The following is a 23,795-nucleotide window of genomic DNA, read 5'->3' on the forward strand; positions in this document are numbered from 1 at the left end:
GATTATGCTCAAACTCTCCTAATTAGATAAAATAGTTCAAAGGAAAAAGAAATATTTTTTTAGGTGAATAAGAGATCTTATTTGTACGACACCGTAAACCAGATTAGTGAAAAGAGACGAGTTTTGCTCGTCTCTATTGATAAAGTGCCTGTAATGGTTTCACGCTATGAGCTGGATCATAATTAAGCGCCGACGTTGTGGCATAAGCCGCATTCATCGTGGTATCGTAATGAACTTTATATTGAATAGCACTACGGCGTAGGATTTTCGATGCCTCAATGGCAGCCCGTCCAGATGTGGTATTGAGAATATAGCTATATTCGCCATTTTTAATATGGTCATGAATATTGGGGCGCCCTTCGTTCTCTTTTTTTACCATTTGGCAGGGTATGCCAGCTTGTTGTAATGCCTTAGCGGTGCCAAAAGTAGCATCAATACTAAAGCCATGCGCAATTAATCGTTTAGCGATCGCTAACAAGCGAGTTTTGTCTTGATCACGAACAGATAGCAAAGCTTTTCCTGATTTTTTCATACTTGATAAGCTACCAAGTTGTGCTTTGGCAAAGGCTTCGGCAAAGGTATTACCAATTCCCATCACTTCACCGGTTGAACGCATTTCAGGCCCCAAAATTGGGTCAACGCCACTAAATTTATTAAACGGTAATACCACCTCTTTCACTGAGTAATAAGGCGGTATGACTTCTTTGGTGATATTTTGTTTAGCCAGTGATTGCCCGGTCATAACTCGTGCAGCGATTTTCGCTAATGGCAAACCGGTAGCTTTCGACACAAATGGTACGGTGCGAGCGGCTCGAGGGTTGATTTCAATCAAATAAATTTGGTTATCTTTGACGGCAAATTGTCCATTCATAAGCCCTTTTACATTAAGTTCTAACGCTAACTGTTTAGCTTGCTTGCGCAATTGGTCTAAAATTTCTGGGCTTAAAGTATACGTTGGTAATGAACAAGCAGAATCACCCGAGTGAATTCCTGCTTGTTCAATATGCTCCATAATGCCGCCAATGACGATTTGCTCGCCGTCGGCAATGACATCAATATCAACTTCAATAGCATCATCTAAAAAGTGATCAAGTAGTACTGGAGCATTATTCGATTCACTGACTGCGGTTTTAAAATAACGTCTTAAATCTTGCTCGTTATACACAATTTCCATTGCTCGACCACCAAGCACATAAGACGGTCTGACCACTAATGGATAGCCAATTTGTTCGGCTTTAATCACCGCATCTTCAATATCGGTAACCGTTGCGTTAACTGGCTGTTTTAACTTTAACTTATCGACAATCGACTGAAAACGTTTGCGATCTTCAGCTTGATCTATCGCATCTGGCGAGGTACCAATAATCGGTAGCCCAGCGACTTCAAGCGCTCTGGCTAATTTTAATGGTGTTTGCCCGCCGTATTGTACGATTACGCCATTTGGTTTTTCCACATGAGCAATTTCAAGCACATCTTCCAATGTGACTGGCTCAAAGTAGAGTCGATCTGAGGTATCATAATCGGTAGATACCGTTTCCGGATTACAGTTAACCATAATCGTTTCATAACCGTCTTCATGGAGCGCCAGCGCGGCATGTACACAACAGTAATCAAACTCAATACCTTGCCCAATCCGATTAGGTCCACCGCCTAATATCATAATCTTTGGGCGAATGAATTGTGGTTTAGCTTCGCACTCTTGTTCATAGGTTGAGTAAAGATAAGCTGTATCGGTCGAGAACTCCGCCGCGCAGGTATCAACTCGTTTATATACAGGATGAATATCGTATTGGTTTCGTCGATCACGAACGTCTTGTTCTTCAACATTCAACAGCTTAGCAATACGTAAATCTGAAAAACCTTTACGCTTAAGTTGCCATAATGATTCTGAATTCAGGCGAGCGAATGATTGCGATTTTAGTTGGTTTTCAAGGCTGATAAGTTCTTCAATCTGCACTAAAAACCAGCGATCGATATTCGTTAATGTGAAAATTTCATCTAAACTAAAGCCGGCTCGAAAAGCGTCAGCAATATACCAAATTCGTTCAGCGCCAACTTCTTGCAGTTCATAACGTATTTTGCTGAGATTTTTTTCATCATCATAATTGTCAATTTTCGGATCAAAACCACACGCACCGACTTCAAGCCCTCGTAGCGCTTTTTGTAATGATTCTTGAAAAGTCCGCCCAATAGCCATCACTTCACCCACTGATTTCATTTGGGTTGTTAGACGATCATTACACCCAGCAAACTTTTCGAAATTAAAGCGGGGTATTTTTGTCACCACATAGTCGATCGAAGGCTCAAATGACGCTGGCGTTTTACCTCCGGTAATATCATTAGATAGCTCATCAAGGGTATAGCCAACCGCAAGTTTGGCTGCAATTTTTGCGATTGGAAAACCGGTTGCTTTAGATGCTAATGCTGATGAGCGTGATACCCTTGGATTCATTTCAATCACAATCAAGCGTCCGGTTTTAGGATCAACCGAAAATTGTACATTCGAACCACCTGTTTCAACGCCAATTTCACGAAGTACCGCTATCGATGCGTTACGCATGATTTGATACTCTTTATCCGTTAATGTTTGAGCTGGCGCAACGGTAATGGAATCCCCGGTATGAATGCCCATAGGGTCAACATTTTCAATCGAACAGACGATGATACAGTTATCATTTTTATCTCGTACCACTTCCATTTCGTACTCTTTCCAACCAATTAATGACTCATCAATGAGGAGTTCATTGGTGGGCGACAGATCAAGTCCTCGGGTACAAATTTCATCAAATTCTTGAGTGTTATAAGCAATCCCGCCACCGGTTCCCCCCATAGTAAAAGAAGGGCGGATAATGCAAGGAAAGCCAACTTGTTCAAGTACGGCATAAGCCTCTTTTAATGAGTGAGCAATGCCGGAACGGGCAGTATCAAGACCAATTTTTTTCATGGCTTGATCAAAACGTTTGCGATCTTCAGCTTTATCAATTGCATCAGCGGTAGCGCCGATCATCTCGACATTAAATTGTTTTAAAATGCCCCTTTTATCCAGTTCTAACGCACAATTGAGCGCTGTTTGTCCGCCCATGGTGGGCAAAATGGCATCGGGTCTTTCTTGTTCAATAATTTTACTCACCGTTGTCCAATCAATCGGCTCAATATAGGTGGCATCCGCCATTTCCGGATCGGTCATAATGGTGGCAGGGTTAGAATTGACTAAAATAACCCGATAACCTTCTTCACGCAGAGCCTTACAAGCTTGAGCGCCGGAATAATCAAATTCACAAGCTTGACCAATAACAATTGGGCCAGCGCCAATAATGAGAATGCTATGAATATCTGTTCGCTTAGGCATGTTATTGCTCCTGCTTATAAATTTTAATTAATTCGATAAAGTGATCAAATAGTGGGGCGGCATCGTGAGGCCCGGGACTCGCTTCGGGGTGGCCTTGCAAGCTAAAAGCCGGTTTTTGATTATGATGAATGCCTTGTAGCGAACCGTCGAACAGTGATTTATGCGTCACACGTAAGTGAGTCGGTAAACTCATTTCATCAACGGCAAAACCATGATTTTGGGCGGTAATCATGATTCGATTATTTTCAAGATCCTTAACAGGATGATTACCACCATGATGTCCAAATTTCATTTTTATGGTTTTTGCACCACAAGCCAACGCTAACAGTTGATGCCCTAAACAGATACCAAATATCGGTATGTCAGTAGCTAAAAACTGTTTAATGGCATCAATGGCATAAGTACAAGGTGCCGGATCACCGGGACCATTTGATAGGAATATACCGTCAGGATTTAATGCTAATACCTCCTGCGCAGAGGTTTTTGCCGGAACAATGGTCAATTTACAACCACGTTCAACTAACATCCGTAAGATATTACGTTTTACGCCAAAATCATAAGCCACAACATGATAAGGCAAGGCGTTTTTTGCTGCTGGCTGTTCTTGCTCTCTTGTCCATACACCTTGTGTCCACAAATAGCTTTTTGTGCAGGTGACTTTTTGGGCTAAGTCCAGTCCGGATAATCCTTTAAAATCGATCGCTATTTGTTTAGCGGTATCGGCTTTTTCAAGTAAAGTTTCTCTATCGTTTGCGGTGATAATCACGCCATGCTGAGCCCCTTTTTCACGCAAGATTCGAGTTAAACGACGAGTATCAATATCAGCAATGGCAATAACATTATGCTGTTTTAAATAGCTCGATAGATCGAGCTCATTGCGATAATTGCTGGCTAATAGTGGTAAATCACGAATAATCAGCCCTTTTGCATAAACTTGATTAGATTCAGCATCGGCATTGTTAGTGCCGACATTACCTATATGGGGGTAAGTTAACGTGACCAATTGCTCGCAATAGGAAGGGTCGGTGAGTATTTCTTGATAACCGGTCATTGAGGTATTAAAAACAACCTCACCAACAGTTTCTCCATCAGCACCGATTGATTTACCGATAAATTGTGAACCGTCTTGTAATATAAGGAGGGCATAAGTTTGCATGATTAAAAAGACCTTTTGAATAAGTCGTCATTATTTATGAATAAAAATTCAATTTTACTTGTTTGTGAAGATACAGTAATTGGCATTTTATTACACTTTTTTATACAAAAAAAGCAATATTATAAAAATAATTTTAATGATTAAGTCTAATTTTTGAGATTTTCATAAAGAGAAGATAAAATGTGAGGGTTATTTTAATACTTAACTTGTATTTGCATAATTATTCAAATAGAATCGTGTAAATATTTACGATACTAGGAGCCATATTATGTACGGTTTTTATCAACGTCACTTTTTACGCTTACTTGATTTTACTCCTGATGAAATCAATCAATTAATAAATTTGGCTATTGAACTAAAACAAGCAAAGCAGCAAGGAAATGAAGAAAAATATTTAACGGGTAAAAATATTGTGCTTATTTTTGAAAAAGACTCCACCCGTACTCGCTGTGCATTCGAAGTTGGTGCTTTTGATCAAGGCGCACAAGTCACCTATTTAGGGCCAAGTGGTAGCCAAATTGGACATAAAGAGTCGATTGCCGACACAGCAAGAGTACTGGGTCGCATGTATGACGGGATTGAGTATCGAGGTTATGGGCAAAATATTGTTGAAACTTTAGCAAAATATGCCGGTGTGCCGGTTTGGAATGGTTTAACGACTGAAGCGCATCCAACGCAAATTTTAGCAGATTTTATGACCATGAAAGAGCATATCGGTGAGCGCCCACTTAATAGCGTTAAATTTGCTTATTTAGGCGATGCCCGTAATAACATGGGCAATTCGTTAATGGAAGGCGCAGCCTTGATGGGTATGGAGATCCGACTCGTGGCGCCCAAAGCGTGCCAACCTGAATCAGAGCTTGTTCAAAAGTGCCAAGAGATAGCTAAAACAACAGGCGCTAAAATCGTTTTAACTGAAGATGTCACTGAAGGTGTGAAAGGTGTTGATTTTCTTTATACCGATGTATGGGTTTCCATGGGCGAACCGAAAGAAGTGTGGGATGAGCGAGTGAAATTATTAACCCCATACCAAGTCAATCAAAATGTAGTCAAATTAACAGAGAATCCAAATGTTAAATTTATGCATTGCTTACCGGCTTTCCATGATATGAATACCACAGTAGGTCAACAAATGGCTGCCCAGTACGGTTTGAAAAATGGCTTAGAAGTGACAAATGAAGTCTTTGAATCTAAACATAGCATCGTTTTTGATGAAGCCGAAAACCGCCTGCACACGATCAAAGCAGTAATGGTTGCAACCTTAGCTAAAGACTAATAATATAGCTAAATATTATTAGTGCTAGCTAGAGTTAGCTAAGCAAACTTTTTGCCGACCTCAAGTCGGCATAATTTTATCAACCGATTATCATCAGAATGACGAAACAAGCACGCAATAAAGATTTTAAAAAATACCTAAAACTCACTAATCCAATTCATTTTTTAGCGGTCGGATTGGGCAGTGGGCTATCACCCATTATGCCTGGTACTATGGGATCATTAATGGCGATACCACTGTGGCTTTTATTTTGGGGTTTACAACCGGTTTTATATTGGGTTTTTATTTTAGTGACGTTTGTGTTTGGTTGTTATCTTTGCCAAAAAACGTCGGATGATACCCATACTCATGATTCGGGTCATATTGTTTGGGATGAATTTGTCGGTATGTGGATAACGCTGTATTTCATTCCTCAATTTTCAATACTATGGGTGACGATTGCTTTTGTCGCATTTAGATTGTTTGATATGGCAAAACCCTGGCCTATTCGTTGGTTTGATAAGCGTGTGCCGGGCGGTTTTGGTATTATGGTCGATGATGTAATAGCAGCTATCTTTTCATCCATGACAGTTCACGTGATGGCATTGTTAATAAAAATATGATTTGTGGTGCCAATTTTAAAAACTTCTCTAAATAGGATCGCTTTTATATCCTACTTGAGTAGTGAGTGAAAACATTAATTAAAACATTTTTTGTGACCAGCCCAATTTAGTCGAAAGATTATTAAAATAGTCGTAATCTTTAGAGTGAATTAAATTAAATTCATATAAAGAACGGCGGATAATGACATCTTGCGAAGGCTTTACTGGTAAAATAATTTGGCTATCACAAGCAACATTTAAATCCAGAGCAGTAGTTGGAAATTTTAAATGAATAGGATTGTCTCCTTTTATCACTAATGGTCGGACCGCTAATGAATGTGGAAACATCGGCGTAATTATTAAGGCGTCTAGATGTGGTGCTAAAATAGGTCCTCCTGCTGATAGAGAATAAGCAGTAGAGCCCGTAGGTGTTGCTATAATTAACCCATCAGCGCGCTGTGAAAAAGCATTGCGCTCATTAATATATACATCATAATCAATCATATGGGCGACAGTATTAGGGGTGATGACAATCTCATTTACAGCAAAACCCGAGTTAATCATTTTGCCATTATCATAGATAGAGACTTCCAGTAAAAAACGAGGATCATCGTCATACTCACCGGCAATAACAGGGCTTAATTGTTCTATTACTTGTTCGTGAGAAATATCGGTTAAAAAGCCTAAATTGCCACGATTAACGCCAATTACTTTGATTTTATAGTGGGATAAATATCGTGCTGATCGTAACATATTGCCATCACCACCAACCACAATAGCCAAATCAGCTTGTTCACCAATTGTTTCTAATGAGGCATAATGACTCACTGGAAATTGGATATATTCGGCTAATCTATCTTCGACCAATACATGAATACCGAGTTTAATCAGCCAATCATAAAGCACTTGATGAGTTTCAATTGCTTCTAATTTACGTGGAAGTCCAATTAGGCCAATACATTTAAATGGTGTGTCCATAAAATATCCTTGCTTTATTTTTCATAAACACCTGTATTTTTTCGGTAAAAAATAAAAAAATACATATCAATCTACTCATAAGCTTGTAATAATAAAAATTGTCCCCATAATAACCGTTATTCATTAAGTTTTCGACTACATTTGGAGTACCTTATGACAGAACAAGATAAAAATATGTCAGAAAATGATGCTAACATTGACACACAAACAGAAGAAATAACAGAACAACAAGCGTCAGATCAACCAGATTTTGAAGCGCAATTGAAAGCAAAAGATGTCCGAATTGCCGAGCTTGAACAAGCGTTACAATTAGCTAAAAAAAATGAAAGTGAAGCCATGATTCGTGCACGAGCTGAAATTGATAATGTCCGAAAACGTGTTGAGCAAGATGTCGATAAAGCTCGTAAGTTTGCTTTGGAAAAGTTTTCAAATGAACTATTGCCAGTTATCGATAATTTAGAACGTGCATTATTATCTACAGATAAAAATAATCCGGAACATCAAGCAACAGTTGAAGGATTAGAACTGACATTAAAATCATTCTTAGATACGGTCAAAAAATTCGGTATTGAAGTAGTCAGCACTGAAGATTCGCAATTAAATCCTGATGTTCACCAAGCCATTAGTATGGTTGAATCACCGGAACATCAATCAGGACAAATCGTTAATACTATCCAAAAAGGTTATACTTTAAATGGTCGGTTGATTCGCCCTGCGATGGTTATTGTTGCTAAATAATATCGTTGCTATACATTTGGTAGATGGTTTAACCGCCATTTATGGCGGTTAATTTTATTTATTACGTTGTTCTTCGCGCGTCAGTTTTTTCATCTTTTGTTCAATTCGTTGACGTTTTAATGGTGAAAGGTAATCCACAAATAATTTACCTTTTAAATGATCCATTTCGTGTTGGATACAGATTGCAAGTAGTTCATCGGCATCAATCTCATAAGGATTGCCATTACGATCAAGTGCTTTGATTTTAATTTTCTCCGCTCTTGGTACAAACCCACGACAATCCGGTATTGATAGGCAACCCTCCTCAATTCCTGTTTCTCCTTCTTTACTGATTACTTCAGGATTAATAATCACATAAAGTTGGCTTTTATCTTCAGATACATCAATCACAATAATTTGCTCATGAATATCTACTTGAGTTGATGCAAGGCCAATGCCTTTTTCGGCATACATAGTTTCAATCATATTATCTATGATTGTTTGTAACTCTGGTGAAAATTCGGTGACAGGTTTAGCAACTTTGCGGAGTCGCTCATCAGGGAAACGTAATACCGGTAAAATAGCCATAAATTCTTCGATTTACTCCTCAAAAATTAGGTTTGTTCAGTTTGTTAATCATTGTAAACATTTATCATGTCGTTGAATAGCCCTTGTTGGCTATTAGTAGTATTTATCTTATCGATTCAAAATATTAAATTTATCTAACAAGAGTGCAAAAAGTTATAATGAGTAAATATGAATTCTTATTGCGAATTTCAATGCTTGGACAAGGAAAGCTTGCTATATTAAAAAAAATTAGCCAGCTTTTTGAGTCAGGCTTACCTAATAAAATTAACAATCTTCCATTTTTACTTGAAAAATTAGCATTATCTGAAGCTCAACAAGCCAATTTTTTAGCGACTTCTTATTTACATTTTGAACCAATACTTGAGTGGTTAGATACATCTTATCCTAAAAAGGATTTGATTGCTTATTGTGATTTAGATTATCCAGTACTACTTAAGCAGATCAGTTCACCACCGCTATTTTTATTTGTTATGGGAAACCAGAAGCTATTACATTCCCCACAAATTGCTATGGTCGGTAGCCGTGAGTTTAGTGAATATGGCGCACAATGGGGTCGATATTTTGCTGGTGAATTAGCTATTAACGGCTTAACAGTCACTAGCGGACTAGCTCTGGGTTTGGATGCGATTTGTCATCGCGGTGCACTGGAGGTGTCAGGGCATACTATTGCAGTTTTGGGAAGTGGGCTTGCTCAGATTGCGCCGCGCTCAAATTTAAATTTAGCAAATGATATGTTGGCTCAAGATGGTGCAATTGTGTCTGAATTTTTACCGTTTGAAAAAGCAAGAGCAGAATATTTTCCTCGACGTAACCGAATTATTAGTGGACTAAGTTTGGGTACTTTTGTCGTTGAAGCTTCAGAAAAAAGTGGCTCACTAATTACTGCCCGTTATGCACTTGAGCAAAATCGTGATGTATTTGCTTTGCCTGGTGATATTGATAATCAAAACTGTAGTGGAACGCATTATTTAATAAAGCAAGGAGCTTATTTAGTAACTGAGCCAATTGATATTTTAGAGCATTATAGTCGTTATTTATCAACAATTCATCGACAAGAACATAATCATGATGAGCACGATAACAGTATTTTATATCCTGAAATTTTTTCTGTAATTCATCATCAACCTATTGCTGTTGATACGATTGCAGCTTTGGTTGATTTAACGATTCCTGAACTTACTAGTAAATTATTAGATATGGAAATAGCAGGATTGATTATGACTGTAACTGGGGGATATATTCGCAAGCGAACGATCAAATAATGTATAAATTATTGTCAAAAAGTTTGAGGTAATGGGTGCGTTTGAGTATAAGGCCGCCGATATTTATCGGCGGTAAGAATAAATAATTATTCTTCAATTTCTAGTGCAATTTCAGACAAAATAATGCCAGTATTATCGGCATAAATAAAATCACCCGAAAAGAAGGTTACGCCACCAAAGTTAACCCGAATATCCACTTCGCCAATCCCTTGATTTTCAGCACCTACAGGAATTGCGGTAAGCGCTTGAATACCAATTTCAGCTTCTGCCAGATAATCAACTTGACGGACGGCACCATAGACAATAATTCCTTCCCATTGATTTTGTATAGCAATGTCAATTAATTCCGCATCAATTAACGCACGACGTACTGAACCACCACCATCTATTACCAGAATTTTACCCGTACCGTCAGATTGTAGCGTTTCAAAGAGTAAACCGTTATCCTCAAAACATTTGACTGTCACAATTTGACCAGAAAAAGATGTCACGCCACCAAAATTACTAAATATAGGTTCCACTACGTTAACATCTTCTGGGTAGTAATCGCAAAGAATTGAAGTATCAAACTCCATTGTCAAGTCTCCTTTTGCTGTCGTATTTTAATACTATTAGTATAACGCTAACATCGAGTAAAACGATATTAAATTTAAATAAACGTGAACTAACTCATAATTATTCCCAAACAATAAAGTAAATTAATCAATAAAGCAAGTTTGACCATCTGTAATAGTAAAGGGAAGGCATCTTTTGCTGTTTTAAATTGAAAAACAGCATAAATATGTCTAATCAACCAAGGTAGACTGAACATAAATAGCCACCCCCAATAAGTTTGCAAGTAACTATAAGTGAACAAGCTAAATGAGCATATTGCGATCATCAATAGTAGCAGATGATAAAAGCGTCCAATCTCTTTACCAATTAATACTACTAGTGTTCGTTTATGATTCATTCTGTCGCTATCGATATCACGAAGATTATTGATATTTAATACAGCAACGGATAATAATCCACAGCCTAAAGCTGGTAAAATCATCGGCATTGATAATGCGTTAGTTTGTAAGTAATAGCTTCCTATTACACTAATTAGACCAAAAAAGATAAGTACAGATAGGTCTCCAAGACCTATATAACCATAAGGTTTTTTACCTACTGTATAAGTTATTGCTGCAATAATAGATAATAATCCTAATAATATAAAACTGAATAATTCATAAATATTATTACAAGCAAAAATAATTAAAATTAGTCCAAATAAAATACATAAAAAAATATTAATCCATAATGCTTTTTTTAATTGATTAAGCGTAATTAAACCTAGCTGTAAACCTCGTTTATGTCCAGCTAAATTCTGTTTATCACTGCCTTTAATGACATCGCCATAATCATTGGCTAGATTCGATAAAATTTGCAGTAACGATGCGGTAATCATCGATAATAACATAACCAATGGATCAAAAGATCCTTGCCAATATGCAAGTGCATTGCCCATCAAAATAGCGCAAAGTGATAAAACTAATGTTTTTGGGCGTAAACTAATAATCCATGGATAATATTTATTGGGCATACGACATATTACTTATTTTAAAAATTAAGCATTTATCATATCAGTAATCGATAATATATTCACGTTTTAGCATTAACTAATTGACAGTTTATTATTGACTTTTTAGTTTTTGTGGCGTAAAAAATTCTTCAGCTTTTTTAAATATCCTCTGACTTTTCCTTCTCGTAGTGCCGCAATAAAAAAGCCAAGTGAACCATACATTACACCGAGAAAGAGAATCATAAATATATTAGATATATTATCTAGCAGACCTAAACCCATCTGATTTACACCTGCAATCATATTCGTTGCCCATGTTGATGGTAGCATTCTCGATACTGTTTGAACCCATAAAGGCATAGCATCAAGTGGCCATATGGTACCAGATAAGTAAAATACTGGTGTTGTTAAAAATGCTAAAGTTAAATAGATCATCTCAGTTCGACGCAAACATTCAGTGAGCAATTTGCTTAAACCCAAAATTCCTAATAATAGAGGAAATGTCATGATAATGATTTCAGGTATGCTTGCTAATTGTCGATAGCCAAGTAGCCATGGCCATAATCCAAATAAGACGATAGACAAAAATAACCATATTGGAATAATCCCACATAAACTTCCGAATATAACAATCCTTGGTGGTTTACCTTGGGGCAAGGAGTGTAAAGTGATATTGGTTCTCGTTGAGGCAATTAAAAAGGAGTGTTGCAGCAACATGACTAATAGTCCAGGAAAGGTTATCGCCGCAAAACTGATACCTGCATTATAAAGCGGCATCGTTTGCCCTTTTATTGGCGATAAAATGATATTAATCTGCGGATCAGAAAAACCACCATTACGCATTACCCGAGTATTATATTCGGTTAATATTTGTTGATATATTCCCTTAATATCCACTTGTATCAGACCATTAGCTAAACGGCTAGAGGCATCACCATAAGCAGGAATTGTTACCTCTTCACCGTTTAAAAGACGTTTTTCAAAATTTCTTGGAATGGTAAATACCGCAAATAATTTACGACTGTTAATATCATCATAAGCTTCTAATGAATTTTCATAAGTAACTACATCGATTTTAGAACTGGTATTCAAAGAACGAATTAAACTTCGACTCGTAGCAGTATGATCTTGATCGACTATGGCAACGGGTAAATTAGTGATAGTACCATTAAGATAAACTAAACTCATTAACGAGACAGACAATAACATCAATAACCACATTGGTCGCATTAGCATATAGAAAAACATTTTTACAGCTGAAGAAAAAAATAGCTTAAGCATCCAAATATTGCCTCTTACTGTGAATGTAAACGCTTGACTAAACGTTTTCTAACTAACACTGTAATTATTATTGGATAGATCATCAAAATACTACAGGTTTTTAATACGGATAGATAACTTGAATGCCGTAAAAAGAGATCGAATAATTTATTCAGTGCATAGGTTAAAGGCTCAAGTGACGAAATAAATCTTGCTATCCAAGGCATCGACAATTCAGGCACCACGACACCTGAATAAGTTAATGCAAGTCCCACCAATACCCCAATATAGGTATAGGCATCTAATACTGTTTTGGTAAATGTATAAAGTAAAATACCAATACTTTGTGCTGCAATCACATAAAAGAAAACCACCATCATCATAGCGAATGGCGAACCAGATACGCGCGCATCAGAAAATAAAACCAGCATTGCTATTTCAAACATCAATAACATGGTATACCAGATGGTATAAGGAGCGAGTTTACCTAATACAAATGGATAATTAGGTCGAGTTCGTTTAGGTAATTGCGATAGAATATGAATTGTTGTAGTAACCACAAATAATTGTAATAGATGCACTACCGCAGAGAACTGCTGGAAGTACATAGAGTTACCACTGGCATTAAATAACCCATCATAATTGAAATTAACTTGTGCAAGTTTGGGCACAGGCAAACCAATACTGGTTGCCATGGTGGTTCGATATTGGGTATTTAATGATGCAATTAATCCCGAATAATCCATTATTGAATATAAACCTGCACTATAATATAGTGCATTATAATAAAGCATTGGTGTTGGTTGGCGACCAGCTAACACATCGGCTTCAAAATTAGGTGGTATATAAAGAACGGCATAAATCTTGGCTTTCTCTAAATCATGCTCAGCCATTTTTAGCTGATTATCATAATTAATCAGATTTGCATGTGCACCAGCGTTCAGATCCCGTACTATTTCACGAGATAAAGTACTTTTATCTTGATCAACATAGCCTACAGGTAGATCAAATAGTACACCTTTATGAAAGATACTACTAATTAAAACAAAAATAATTAGCGGTAAAATCCACATTAACCAATGGAAAGTAAATCGCTTAAATATAACTGGTATTTCATCGTTAAAAGCATTTTTAAAGCGATGCCAGAAGTCTAAAATTAGTTGTCTATTTTCCATAATGTACTCATACCTGCGCGTAAGCCTTCTACAGGTTTAGTTGGATAAAGTCTAATTTCAAACGTTTTTAAATCAAAATCACCTGTCGCACGAGTTGCACGTTTTGTTGCATAATCACCCATTGGTGAAATAAAACGAACTTCCGCTTCCACTTCTTTATTACCAAGAGCTGGAACTTCCAACTTAATATGATCACCCTTGTGAATATTAGGCATAATATTTTCACGAATATTAAACACAAAATAAGCTTGTGGTAATCGAATAACGGTTAATAGTGGGCTATTAGCATTGAATAATTCTCCCACTTCAGCTGGAATCGAACCTATCTCTCCATCTACTGGAGCTTTAACTTGTAAGTCATCAAATTGGATCTGTAATTGCTTAAGTTGTTCTTCAGCTTCTTTCAATTTGGCATCATAGATTTGTCGTTGTTCAACACGGTCACCATTTCGAGCTTGATCTAAATTGGCTTGGGCTGACAAAACTTGTTGATAAGCTGCATCACGAGTTTTCAGCGCACTATCTAATATTGATTGTGATACAAAACCTTTTGCCGAAATGGCTTTATTACGATTGTACTCTTTTGAAGCATTGTCATAAGCTACTTTAGCTTGTTCAAATAATGCTTCATAATATCGGATACTTTCTTCACGTGTACCATGCTCAGATAGTGCTACTTGTGCTTGTGCTTGATCTCGTGCTGCTTCTGCCGCTCGAACTTGTGCTAAAAGCTCCGGACTATCAAGCGTAATTAAGACATCATTTTGTTTGACATCATCGCCACGATTGACATGAATAACTTGCACTCGCCCCTTTGCTTTTGAGGAAATACTGACATTAGGCGCATCAACTTCGCCTTGCAAAAGAAGCTCTCTATTATGAGCACGGATTAAGATCGTCATCGAAATTAATATAACAATCAATGCTATAACAATAAAAATTTTTTTATTCATAAATTTGTTTTGAGTGACAATTGTAAGATAAGGCCTAAAGAACTAGGATAATTGTATGCAATAAAGAATTAACATACGTCATCAATGATATACTATATCATACGATATAGTATTTTATTCAAACAATCAAAGCTAAATTTTTATTCCAAAATAAAGATTACATGGAATAATTTACAACTATATTGGTCTACATTCTATTTCACCCTTAAATAAATTTCAATAATTCTAAACCACCATTTTAATAGATTTTATTTATGAATGTTATCAGTCAAAAGAAATAGATAAAAACCTACTTATTTAGTATGATATTATGTAATTGAAATAATAAGGCTTGATATATGCAAAAAATAATTATTATTGGTGGTGGTGCCGGCGGTTTAGAGCTCGCTACTGACCTAGGTGATAAGTTAGGCAAAACGGACAAAGCTCAAATTACCTTAATTGATAAAAACAGTTATCATTTATGGAAACCATTATTACATGAAGTAGCAACGGGTGTACTTGATGAGCAAGTTGATAATATTTATTATGCATCTCAAGGACAACAGCATAATTTTGAATTTATCCAAGGTACCTTTACTGACCTTAATCGGGACCAAAAACAAATCACGATTATCAATCATCAAGATGAATCAGTCGCTATTGATTATGACATTTTAGTGATTGCCATTGGTAGTACTTCTAACGATTTTGGTACACCTGGTGTTAAAGAACACTGTATCTTCTTAGACGATCAAAATGCAGCGATTCGCTTGCGAGAAACCTTAATTAATAAATTTACCAGTTTTTGTTCAATCATCGATAATGATCAAAGCACGGATGAAGACAAAATTCGGATTGCTATCGTTGGTGGTGGTGCAACCGGTGTTGAATTAGCTTCTGAACTACCACATATGGTGCAAGCCTTTGGTGCCTGCGGTCGTAATAAGATGTGTTCCGATCTTCTAGATGTATCGGTTATTGAAGCAACAGATCGTATTTTACCAGCCCTCCCAGAAAAGACAGCGGCAAGTATTACTAAAACACTTGAAAAACAAGGTATCCATGTATTAACCAAGACCATGATTACTAAGGCTGAAAGTGATGGATTTTATCCAAAAGAAGGTGATACTATCAAAGCCGATATTATGATCTGGACTGCGGGTGTAAAAGCACCTGATTATTTGAAAGAAATTGCTGGGTTAGAGTCAAGTCGTTCAAATCAATTGGTGGTAAAACCAACATTGCAAACCTCTCGTGATGACAATATTTTTGTTATCGGCGATTGTGCTTACGCTATGCAAGACAATGGTCATGCTTCACCACCTACTGCTCAAGCCGCACATCAAATGGCAAAAATTTGTTACGAGAACATTATCAACATGCTCGATAATACACCATTAAAATCGTTTAAGTATACCGATAATGGCACAATCATTTCTTTACATGATACCGCGCAAGGTGTGGTTAAAATAGCAGGAAAAAGTGAAATGGGTGTAAAGGGATGGTTTGCGCTAATTATTCATCGATTGTTGTATCGAATGCATCAAGCTAGCTTGTTAGGTATTTTCAAAACGATTCGTTTTGCTCGTGCCAGTAAAGTTATGTACAAAACAAAATCGACATCTATTTTCAGTAATCGGGATTAGTTATTCAAAATACGATTTACAGCCTCTAAAACTTTTTAAGTGGCTGTTTTAGATTATATTAATATCGTAATCGATTAAATTTTATAGGTAGCAATTGAAGCGTTTTATTTTTGGTTTATCATTCGCTACCTACACTTCTTTAACAAATGATCAATCACCAAATTGGTTATATTATTTTTCAATTATCTCAATCAAACCAAACCAAAGCCTGAGCAAGCAACCAACTCACCTTATAACTATATGGAGATCATTTTTATTAAAAATGGTAAACTTCATGTTTTAAAGCAGCAAGTAAAGTTATTTAGATACAAGTTAGATAATTGGATAAATCTTTTAAAAAATCATACTTCATCACAGTAAGAGATCATTAATTTAAAAATGACTCACCCAAAAATTTGAAAACAAACCATACAATATTTGATTTGATGGGACTATAGTTATATTTACTTTTCAGAATTAGTTTGGAAAATTTATAATAAAGTATTTAAATTTTTATCACTATTTTAAAAAAATTAAAAGAGTACTATGGTAATAAAGAACCTATCAAGAATCGTAATTTCACTCTTAATTCACCATTATTAATCACTGTTGATAAGCGATAAGCACTAATAATTGATTTTAGCATTGCAGTAATTTTTTTATTGGTGCAAAGCTTTTACGATATAAATGGTTAACGCCATATTGTTCAATTGCGCTTAAATGGTCTTTTGTTGGATAACCCTTATGCTTGGCTAAACCATACTGCGGGTATAATCTATCAAGTTCGACCATTTCACGATCCCGAGTAACTTTAGCTAAAATTGATGCAGCACTGATTTCAGCAACTAATAGATCACCTTTAACGACTGATTGAGTTTGAATACCAAATTTAGGGCAACGATTACCATCGACTAAAACATAATTGGGTTTGATCTTTAAGCCTGATACCGCTCGCTGCATAGCCAGCATAGTGGCATGTAAAATATTTAATTGATCGATTTCAGCCACAGATGCTCTGGCAACACACCAAGCTAATGCATTGTCTTTTATTACTTCAAATAACTGTTCACGTTTTTTTTCAGTAAGTTTTTTTGAGTCTGTTAAACCAACGATAGGTTTAGTTGGATCTAAAATAACTGCTGCAGTAACAACATCGCCACATAACGGTCCTCTTCCAACTTCATCGACACCGGCTATTAACGTGGTATCAGGGTAAGTAAATTCCAATAACAATATAAATCCTCTAGCAGAGTTATTTTTCAAACATTAATTCTTTAAAACATCTAATACTGCTTGTGCAGCTTGTTCATCAGCATTACAACGAATTTGTTTATGCAATGTGAGAAATGCATTTTTAACTTCTGTATTATCCCCTTCTAAAAAAGGGATAGTATGATTGGCGATATTTTCTGGTGTGCAGTTATGCTGTAATAATTCAGGTACAAGCTCTTTACCCGCTAAAATATTAGGTAAAGAAACATAAGGCGTTTTGATTATTTTGTTAGCTAACCAAAAAGTGAAAGCTTTCATTTTATAACCTACCACCATTGGGCATTTGGCTAACATACATTCTAATGCTGCTGTTCCTGATGCCAATATAGCGGCATTACTTGAAATCATTGCTTCACGCGCTTGACCGTCTAATAGTTGTACTTTAAGATTGGGGGCGATTTTGGCTTTGATTTCTTCAAACTCTTTACGCCTTTTGGCATTTACTAAAGGTACCACAATATGCAAATTAGGATAACGCTGGCGTAATAATTGTGCCGCTTTTAGAAATGGTTCTGAAAGCAAAGAGACCTCAGCATGACGACTTCCTGGCAATAAAGCTAAACAAAGACAATCAAGAGGAATGCCTAATTGCTGACGCATTATTTTTTGATCTGGATTTAGTGGGATATCATCAGCCATTTTATGACCAATAAAACGGCACGGAACATCAAACTTATCATAAAACGCTTTTTCAAACGGCAAGAAAGCTAAGATAAGGTTAGTATTACGTTTTATTTTAAAAACTCGTTTTTGCTTCCACGCCCAAACCGAAGGACTTACATAATGAATGGTTTTAATGCCAGCTTGTTTAAGTTTTCCTTCTAATGAAAGATTAAAATCAGGGGCATCAATACCGATAAAAATATCAGGTTTTAGCTCAATAAGTCGTTTAGTGATATCGCGACGAATAGCTAAAATACGACGTAGTCGACCTAATACTTCAATGACCCCCATAACCGAGAGTTCATCCATTTCGTACCAAGCTTTACATCCTTCAGCCTGCATTTGTGGTCCAGCAATTCCAATAAATTCAATATTGGGATAGTATTTTTTGAGTGCACGAATTAAACCAGCACCCAGAATGTCGCCAGAGGTTTCCCCAGCGACTAATGCAATTGTTAATGGTTTATTTATCATTAACGGATAATGCCACGAGTTGAACGTGAAAAGAAATCAATAAATAATTGAGCTTCAGGATATTGTTTCGCTATGGTTTCAATTTCTACTTTGGCATCGTCTAATGTTAAGCCATTTCGATAAAGAACTTTATAACTATTACGAATCGCTTGCAAAGCCTCTTTACTAAATCCTCGGCGTTTTAAACCTTCATAATTTACGCCGTGTGGGCTTGCATGATTACCTTGGGCAATAATATAAGGTGGCACATCTTGAGCAACACCAGAGCATCCACCAACCATAACATGTGAACCAATAACACAAAATTGATGTACAGCAGTCATACCACCTATAATTACATAATCATCTAATTGGACATGCCCACCAAGCGTTGCATTATTGGCTAAAATACAATTATTACCAATAACACAATCATGAGCAACATGTGCATTAATCATAAATAAATTATCATTGCCAATACGCGTTAATTCACCACCTTGTAAAGTGCCACGGTGAATGGTTACACTTTCGCGAATCATGTTGCGATCACCAATTTCAGTGCGCGTTGGTTCACCACGATATTTTAAATCTTGGTTAACTTCGCCTATTGAAGTAAATTGATAAATTTGATTTTCTTTACCAATTTTAGTGTGACCATTGATGACTACATGTGATTTTAAAAAAGTCCCATCACCAATTTCAACATTCTCACCAACAAAGCAAAAAGGCCCAATTTGAACATTATTGCCAATATTAGCCCCTTTTTCTATTACTGAACTTGGATGTATTTCCGTTGCCATAGCCTTTCCTTAATACTGTTTCTGGGATATTTAAAATCAATATTATTTACGAGCACACATCATTTCGGCTTCGCAAACTAAATTACCATCAACAGTGGCAACACCATGGAATAAAGCAATGCCTCGACGTTCTTTGATATATTCAACGTCTAATACGAGTTGATCGCCTGGCACAACAGGGCGTTTAAAACGCGCTTTATCAATTGAAGCAAAGTAATAAAGCTGTCCGGGAGACAGTTCTTCAATACTTTTGAAGGCCAAAATACCAGTTGCTTGCGCCATCGCTTCTAAAATTAATACACCGGGTAAAATAGGTTTAGTGGGAAAATGACCCTGAAAAAATGGTTCATTTACAGTAACATTTTTTATCGCTTTTAATGTTTTACCTTTTTCATAATTGATTACACGGTCAACCATTAAAAATGGATAACGATGAGGTAATAAACTGATAATTTCTTCAATATCAAGGGTATTAAGTTCGGTAGTCAAAATAGCTATCCTTTTACATTATTTGCTATAAATTGTACTCATTATAACTGAGGATGCGGCTTTCACTCAAGAATGATTTGAATAGTGCTTTTCTTTTATACGAATCTGCTTATGCTATGTTATTATAATTTATTTACATAAATGATTTGTAAATACTATATTATCTTACATTAAATCATTTATAATAATTTGAATAATAAATTGAGATATAAAAGTTTCTAACTCGGAGAAGTAGTATGAAATCATTGATTAAAATGACATTAGTAAGTAGTGCAATCGTATTAGCATTGGTTGGGTGTGATGATAAAAAAAATACAACTGATAACAATGCTAGCACCAATAAAGTGACCATTTCAACTGATGCACAAAAAGAGGCTTATGCATTAGGTTCTTCATTTGCTTCATACATGGCGACAAATTTAGAGCAAAATGAAATTAATCCAGATAAAGAATATTTAATTAGTGGTTTTAATGAAACTTTCCGCGGTGCTTCTCAACTTTCAAAAGATGAAGTTAAAGATGTTTTAGAAGCATTTGGTAAACGTATTCAAGAAGAAAGCAAAGCTCGTTTTGAAAAAGAAAAAACGGAAAACACCGCTGCTGGTGATAAATTCCGTGAAGAATTTGCTAAACAAAAAGATGTTAAACAAACTAAATCAGGATTACTTTATCAAGTTATTAAAGAAGGTTCGAATCGCCATCCAAAAGCTGATGATACTGTTATTGTTCATTATACCGGTACTTTGACAGATGGTCGTAAATTCGATAGTTCTTATGACCGAGGTGAAACTGCAACTTTCCCTCTTAATGCCGTAATTAAAGGTTGGACTGAAGGAATTCAATTAATTGGTGTTGGTGGTAAAATCAAACTTGTTGTACCACCAGATTTAGCTTATGGAGATCAAAGCTTTCCGGGTCAAGATGATAAAGTTGGGATTCAACCAGCATCAACATTAGTGTTTGAAGTTGAATTACTTGGTATTGACGGCGATAACAATGATAAAGCTGAACAATCAAAACCCGATCAAAATAAAGTCAATGATAACGCAAAATAAAATTTAACTGATTGATTTTGAAAGATTCATTAAGTTATACACTTGTTATTATGGGTCCTGCATATGGGACCCAATCTGCTTATTGTGCCTATCAATTTGCACAAACTTTGCTATCTAGAACTTCCCATACGATTAAAAATATCTTTTTTTATGCAGATGGTATTTATAATGGTAATCGGTTTACCGATCCTGCTAGTGATGAATTTGATTTAGTTACGGCATGGCAAACGCTAGCCAAAGAATATTCTTTAACGTTAACTATTTGTGTTGCCGCCGCTCAAAGACGAGGAATTATTGAAAAAAATCTTGCGGATAATTTCCAGTTAACAGGTCTTGGTGAATTAAGTGTATCTATTGCCGAAACAGATCGAACTATTCAATTTTAGTACTAAGGCTATCAAATGAAAAAAGTTGCAATTATTATTAGTTCTCCACCTCATGGTAATGCTAAAGGTCGAGAAGCGTTGGATATTGCGTTGGCTGCATCGGCAATTAATCATATTTCTGTCTTTTTTGTTGATGATGGTGTATTTCATCTGTTACCTAACCAATCTCCAGAACAAATTTTAATGCGTGATTATATTGCGACATTAAATATGCTTGAACTTTATGATATTGAAGATGTGTATGTCTGCAAATCTTCACTTAATGCGAGAAACCTTGCTAAGGTAACACATAATATTGCTTGTAAAGTTATTAATAACCAATCATTAAACCAATTATTAACTATTCAAGAAGTAATTTTAACATTCTAATTTTTATACTTAAACATATACATAACCTGAAATTTTTTTACATATAAGATTTATAAATAGTGATATTCAATGGATTAGGGTTAATGTTATTTTTATGAGATTGAAAAGGAATGAAATAAAAAATCCACGTATTTTTGACTATATAAAAACGTGGATTTTTTTATCAATATAATTTTATTAATTTTTTACTATACTAACTTTTTCATATGATCGGCGATGTTTTCAGCTTGCTGACCAACTACAATTTGTACACCTGTTTTCCCTAATTTAATTACTGCCATAGCACCAAGGGCTTTTGCTGATTCTTCATCAACGAGATCTGTGTCTTTCACACTTAAACGTAATCGTGTAATACAAGAATCAATATTCGTTAGGTTTTCTTTACCACCAACAATGACTAAATATTGTTCTGCAAGTGCCGATACATCACCAACCGCTTCTTTAGGTGAGGTGTTTTCAGTTGATGGATTAGTTTCCACATCGTCTTCACGACCCGGTGTTTTTAAATTGAATTTGACAATCACAAAACGGAAAACTACATAGTAAACAACAAAGAACACTAGACCTTGAAGAATTAGCATATACCAATGTACAGCTAATGGATTACGTGATTGCAGTAACATATCAAGTAAACCTGCGCTAAATGCAAAACCTGAAATCCATTGTAAACTAGCAGCAATAAACAAAGAAATACCCGTTAAAATAGCATGTATTACATAAAGTACTGGAGCTACAAACATAAAGGCAAATTCTAACGGTTCAGTAATACCTGTAAAAAAAGCTGCGAAAGAAGCAGCTAACATAATCGAAGCCGTTTTTTCTTTATTTCCTTTTTTTGCTGTATGGTACATAGCTAATGCTGCTCCTGGTAAACCAAACATCATAATTGGGAAGAAGCCAGCTTGATAACGACCAGTAATGCCTGCAATTGCTTTACCGCTATCAATGGCATTTTGTCCAGCTAAGAAGTTAGGGATATCATTAATATCAGCAACGTTAAACCAGAATACTGAATTAAGTGCATGATGCAAACCAATAGGAATAAGTAGACGATTAAAAAAGCCATAGATACCTGCACCAATTGCTCCTAATCCTTTAATTTCATTACCAAATGCAACTAAGGCTTGATAAATATTTGGCCAAATGTAAAGCATTACAAAAGCAACAAATAGCATTACAAATGAAACAAGGATAGGTACCAGACGTTTACCACTAAAAAATGCAAGCGCTCTATGTAACTCAATATTACTAAAACGGTTATATATTTCAGAAGAAATTACACCGACTAAAATACCAATAAATTGGTTTTGATTAATTTTATTAAAAGCTTTAGAAACGTTATCAATTGGTGTGTTAGTTAATAATGATACTGAATCTGGAGATAGTAATGTTGTGATGACTAAAAAACCAACTAAGCCACTTAGTGCAGCAGCGCCATCTTTATCTTTAGACATGCCATATGCGATACCAATGGCAAATAGTATCGCCATATTATCGATAATTGCACCACCAGATTTAATTAAAAAAGCAGCAACAATACTATTTTGTCCCCATCCTTGAGGATCAATCCAGTATCCAATGCCGAGTAGTATTGCAGCCGCAGGTAAAACTGCTACAGGCACCATAAGCGAGCGCCCGATACGTTGCAAATAAGCTAAAATTCCCATAAGTTTACCTCATATAATTTTGGGGGAAATCTTAAAGATGATATTATCATCTTTAAGTGAATATAAATGATTCAGTACTATTTCACTCTATATTATTTTACTTCGCAAATTAATTATGTGTTTAATGTGACTTATGTCACGATTTTTTTTGATTAATTTAGTTAATATAGTAAAATACTATTAACATATTTTA

The 23,795-nt window shown here is 35.9% G+C and carries 22 protein-coding genes; 8 read left to right on the forward strand and 14 right to left on the reverse strand.

Annotation, left to right across the window (positions count from 1 at the left end):
* Positions 1–133 precede the first annotated feature (133 nt).
* Positions 134–3,349: a carbamoyl-phosphate synthase large subunit gene (gene carB / locus J3U19_RS06815; RefSeq protein WP_267345825.1), complete on the reverse strand. Its 3,216-nt coding sequence runs from the start codon at positions 3,347–3,349 to the stop codon at positions 134–136.
* Between the two features lies 1 nt (position 3,350).
* Complete coding sequence (gene carA / locus J3U19_RS06820; protein WP_267345826.1) at positions 3,351–4,505, reverse strand: glutamine-hydrolyzing carbamoyl-phosphate synthase small subunit; 1,155 nt, start codon at positions 4,503–4,505, stop codon at positions 3,351–3,353.
* A 268-nt stretch (positions 4,506–4,773) separates the two neighbouring features.
* Here carA and argF point away from each other — a divergent pair, with 268 nt between their 5' ends.
* Together argF and J3U19_RS06830 are read left to right on the forward strand one after the other, a co-directional pair.
* Complete coding sequence (argF, locus tag J3U19_RS06825) at positions 4,774–5,781, forward strand: ornithine carbamoyltransferase (RefSeq protein WP_267345827.1); 1,008 nt, start codon at positions 4,774–4,776, stop codon at positions 5,779–5,781.
* 98 nt (positions 5,782–5,879) lie between these two features.
* A complete protein-coding gene (locus J3U19_RS06830; protein WP_267345828.1) occupies positions 5,880–6,383 on the forward strand; it encodes a phosphatidylglycerophosphatase A in 504 nt (167 codons plus the stop codon).
* Between the two features lie 78 nt (positions 6,384–6,461).
* On the opposite strand, the gene nadK is transcribed toward J3U19_RS06830, so the two are convergent.
* Positions 6,462–7,340, reverse strand: coding sequence for an NAD(+) kinase (nadK, locus tag J3U19_RS06835; protein WP_267341082.1), 879 nt, complete (start codon positions 7,338–7,340; stop codon positions 6,462–6,464).
* A 153-nt stretch (positions 7,341–7,493) separates the two neighbouring features.
* Between nadK and grpE the strand changes: the two genes are divergently transcribed.
* Complete coding sequence (grpE, locus tag J3U19_RS06840) at positions 7,494–8,078, forward strand: nucleotide exchange factor GrpE (RefSeq protein ID WP_267341083.1); 585 nt, start codon at positions 7,494–7,496, stop codon at positions 8,076–8,078.
* Between the two features lie 54 nt (positions 8,079–8,132).
* On the opposite strand, the gene def is transcribed toward grpE, so the two are convergent.
* Positions 8,133–8,645 (reverse strand): peptide deformylase, encoded by a 513-nt coding sequence (gene def / locus J3U19_RS06845; protein ID WP_267341084.1) that lies wholly within the window; start codon positions 8,643–8,645, stop codon positions 8,133–8,135.
* A gap of 158 nt (positions 8,646–8,803) precedes the next feature.
* Between def and dprA the strand changes: the two genes are divergently transcribed.
* Positions 8,804–9,907, forward strand: coding sequence for a DNA-processing protein DprA (gene dprA / locus J3U19_RS06850; RefSeq protein WP_267345830.1), 1,104 nt, complete (start codon positions 8,804–8,806; stop codon positions 9,905–9,907).
* An 86-nt stretch (positions 9,908–9,993) separates the two neighbouring features.
* Here the strand turns inward: dprA and rraA are convergent, their stop codons facing one another.
* The 5 genes from rraA to J3U19_RS06875 all read right to left on the reverse strand — a co-directional run bounded on the left by rraA (position 9,994) and on the right by J3U19_RS06875 (position 14,841).
* Positions 9,994–10,482, reverse strand: coding sequence for a ribonuclease E activity regulator RraA (gene rraA / locus J3U19_RS06855; RefSeq protein WP_267341087.1), 489 nt, complete (start codon positions 10,480–10,482; stop codon positions 9,994–9,996).
* An 89-nt stretch (positions 10,483–10,571) separates the two neighbouring features.
* Positions 10,572–11,474, reverse strand: a complete 903-nt coding sequence (locus tag J3U19_RS06860) for a 1,4-dihydroxy-2-naphthoate polyprenyltransferase (RefSeq protein ID WP_267341089.1) — start codon at positions 11,472–11,474, stop codon at positions 10,572–10,574.
* Between the two features lie 102 nt (positions 11,475–11,576).
* A complete protein-coding gene (locus J3U19_RS06865; protein ID WP_267345832.1) occupies positions 11,577–12,734 on the reverse strand; it encodes an ABC transporter permease in 1,158 nt (385 codons plus the stop codon).
* A gap of 14 nt (positions 12,735–12,748) precedes the next feature.
* Positions 12,749–13,888, reverse strand: a complete 1,140-nt coding sequence (locus J3U19_RS06870) for an ABC transporter permease (protein WP_267341091.1) — start codon at positions 13,886–13,888, stop codon at positions 12,749–12,751.
* On the reverse strand, positions 13,870–14,841 hold the full coding sequence (locus J3U19_RS06875) for an HlyD family secretion protein (RefSeq protein ID WP_267345834.1): 972 nt from the start codon (positions 14,839–14,841) through the stop codon (positions 13,870–13,872). The genes J3U19_RS06870 and J3U19_RS06875 overlap by 19 nt, the downstream gene beginning before the upstream one ends.
* Positions 14,842–15,179: 338 nt before the next feature.
* Between J3U19_RS06875 and J3U19_RS06880 the strand changes: the two genes are divergently transcribed.
* The gene (locus tag J3U19_RS06880; RefSeq protein WP_267339006.1) at positions 15,180–16,469 is read left to right on the forward strand and encodes an NAD(P)/FAD-dependent oxidoreductase; all 1,290 of its coding nucleotides are present in this window, start codon (positions 15,180–15,182) and stop codon (positions 16,467–16,469) included.
* A gap of 618 nt (positions 16,470–17,087) precedes the next feature.
* Here J3U19_RS06880 and rnhB read toward each other — a convergent pair.
* From rnhB to fabZ, 4 genes are read right to left on the reverse strand one after another with little or no spacing between them, the layout of a single operon-like run.
* Positions 17,088–17,675, reverse strand: coding sequence for a ribonuclease HII (gene rnhB, locus J3U19_RS06885; protein ID WP_416380263.1), 588 nt, complete (start codon positions 17,673–17,675; stop codon positions 17,088–17,090).
* 39 nt (positions 17,676–17,714) lie between these two features.
* The gene (lpxB, locus tag J3U19_RS06890) at positions 17,715–18,857 is read right to left on the reverse strand and encodes a lipid-A-disaccharide synthase (protein ID WP_267345836.1); all 1,143 of its coding nucleotides are present in this window, start codon (positions 18,855–18,857) and stop codon (positions 17,715–17,717) included.
* On the reverse strand, positions 18,857–19,636 hold the full coding sequence (gene lpxA, locus J3U19_RS06895) for an acyl-ACP--UDP-N-acetylglucosamine O-acyltransferase (protein ID WP_267345837.1): 780 nt from the start codon (positions 19,634–19,636) through the stop codon (positions 18,857–18,859). Before lpxA ends, lpxB begins: the two co-directional genes overlap by 1 nt.
* Positions 19,637–19,678: 42 nt before the next feature.
* Positions 19,679–20,125, reverse strand: a complete 447-nt coding sequence (gene fabZ / locus J3U19_RS06900; protein ID WP_267341098.1) for a 3-hydroxyacyl-ACP dehydratase FabZ — start codon at positions 20,123–20,125, stop codon at positions 19,679–19,681.
* 236 nt (positions 20,126–20,361) lie between these two features.
* On the opposite strand from fabZ, the gene fkpA reads away from it, so the two are divergent.
* Genes fkpA through tusC form a run of 3 tightly spaced genes read left to right on the forward strand, consistent with a single transcriptional unit; the run spans position 20,362 to position 21,935 of the window.
* Complete coding sequence (gene fkpA / locus J3U19_RS06905) at positions 20,362–21,180, forward strand: FKBP-type peptidyl-prolyl cis-trans isomerase (protein ID WP_267341099.1); 819 nt, start codon at positions 20,362–20,364, stop codon at positions 21,178–21,180.
* Between the two features lie 17 nt (positions 21,181–21,197).
* Entirely contained in the window at positions 21,198–21,566 is a 369-nt protein-coding gene (gene tusD, locus J3U19_RS06910; RefSeq protein ID WP_267341101.1) for a sulfurtransferase complex subunit TusD, read from the forward strand.
* A 15-nt stretch (positions 21,567–21,581) separates the two neighbouring features.
* Positions 21,582–21,935, forward strand: a complete 354-nt coding sequence (tusC, locus tag J3U19_RS06915) for a sulfurtransferase complex subunit TusC (RefSeq protein ID WP_267341103.1) — start codon at positions 21,582–21,584, stop codon at positions 21,933–21,935.
* 188 nt (positions 21,936–22,123) lie between these two features.
* Here tusC and nagE read toward each other — a convergent pair whose 3' ends face one another.
* Positions 22,124–23,602, reverse strand: a complete 1,479-nt coding sequence (gene nagE, locus J3U19_RS06920) for an N-acetylglucosamine-specific PTS transporter subunit IIBC (RefSeq protein WP_267341104.1) — start codon at positions 23,600–23,602, stop codon at positions 22,124–22,126.
* Between the last annotated feature and the right edge of the window lie 193 nt (positions 23,603–23,795).

Origin of the sequence: Gilliamella sp. B2828 (genome assembly GCF_026537125.1) — a bacterium.
Taxonomy (GTDB): Bacteria; Pseudomonadota; Gammaproteobacteria; order Enterobacterales; family Orbaceae; genus Gilliamella.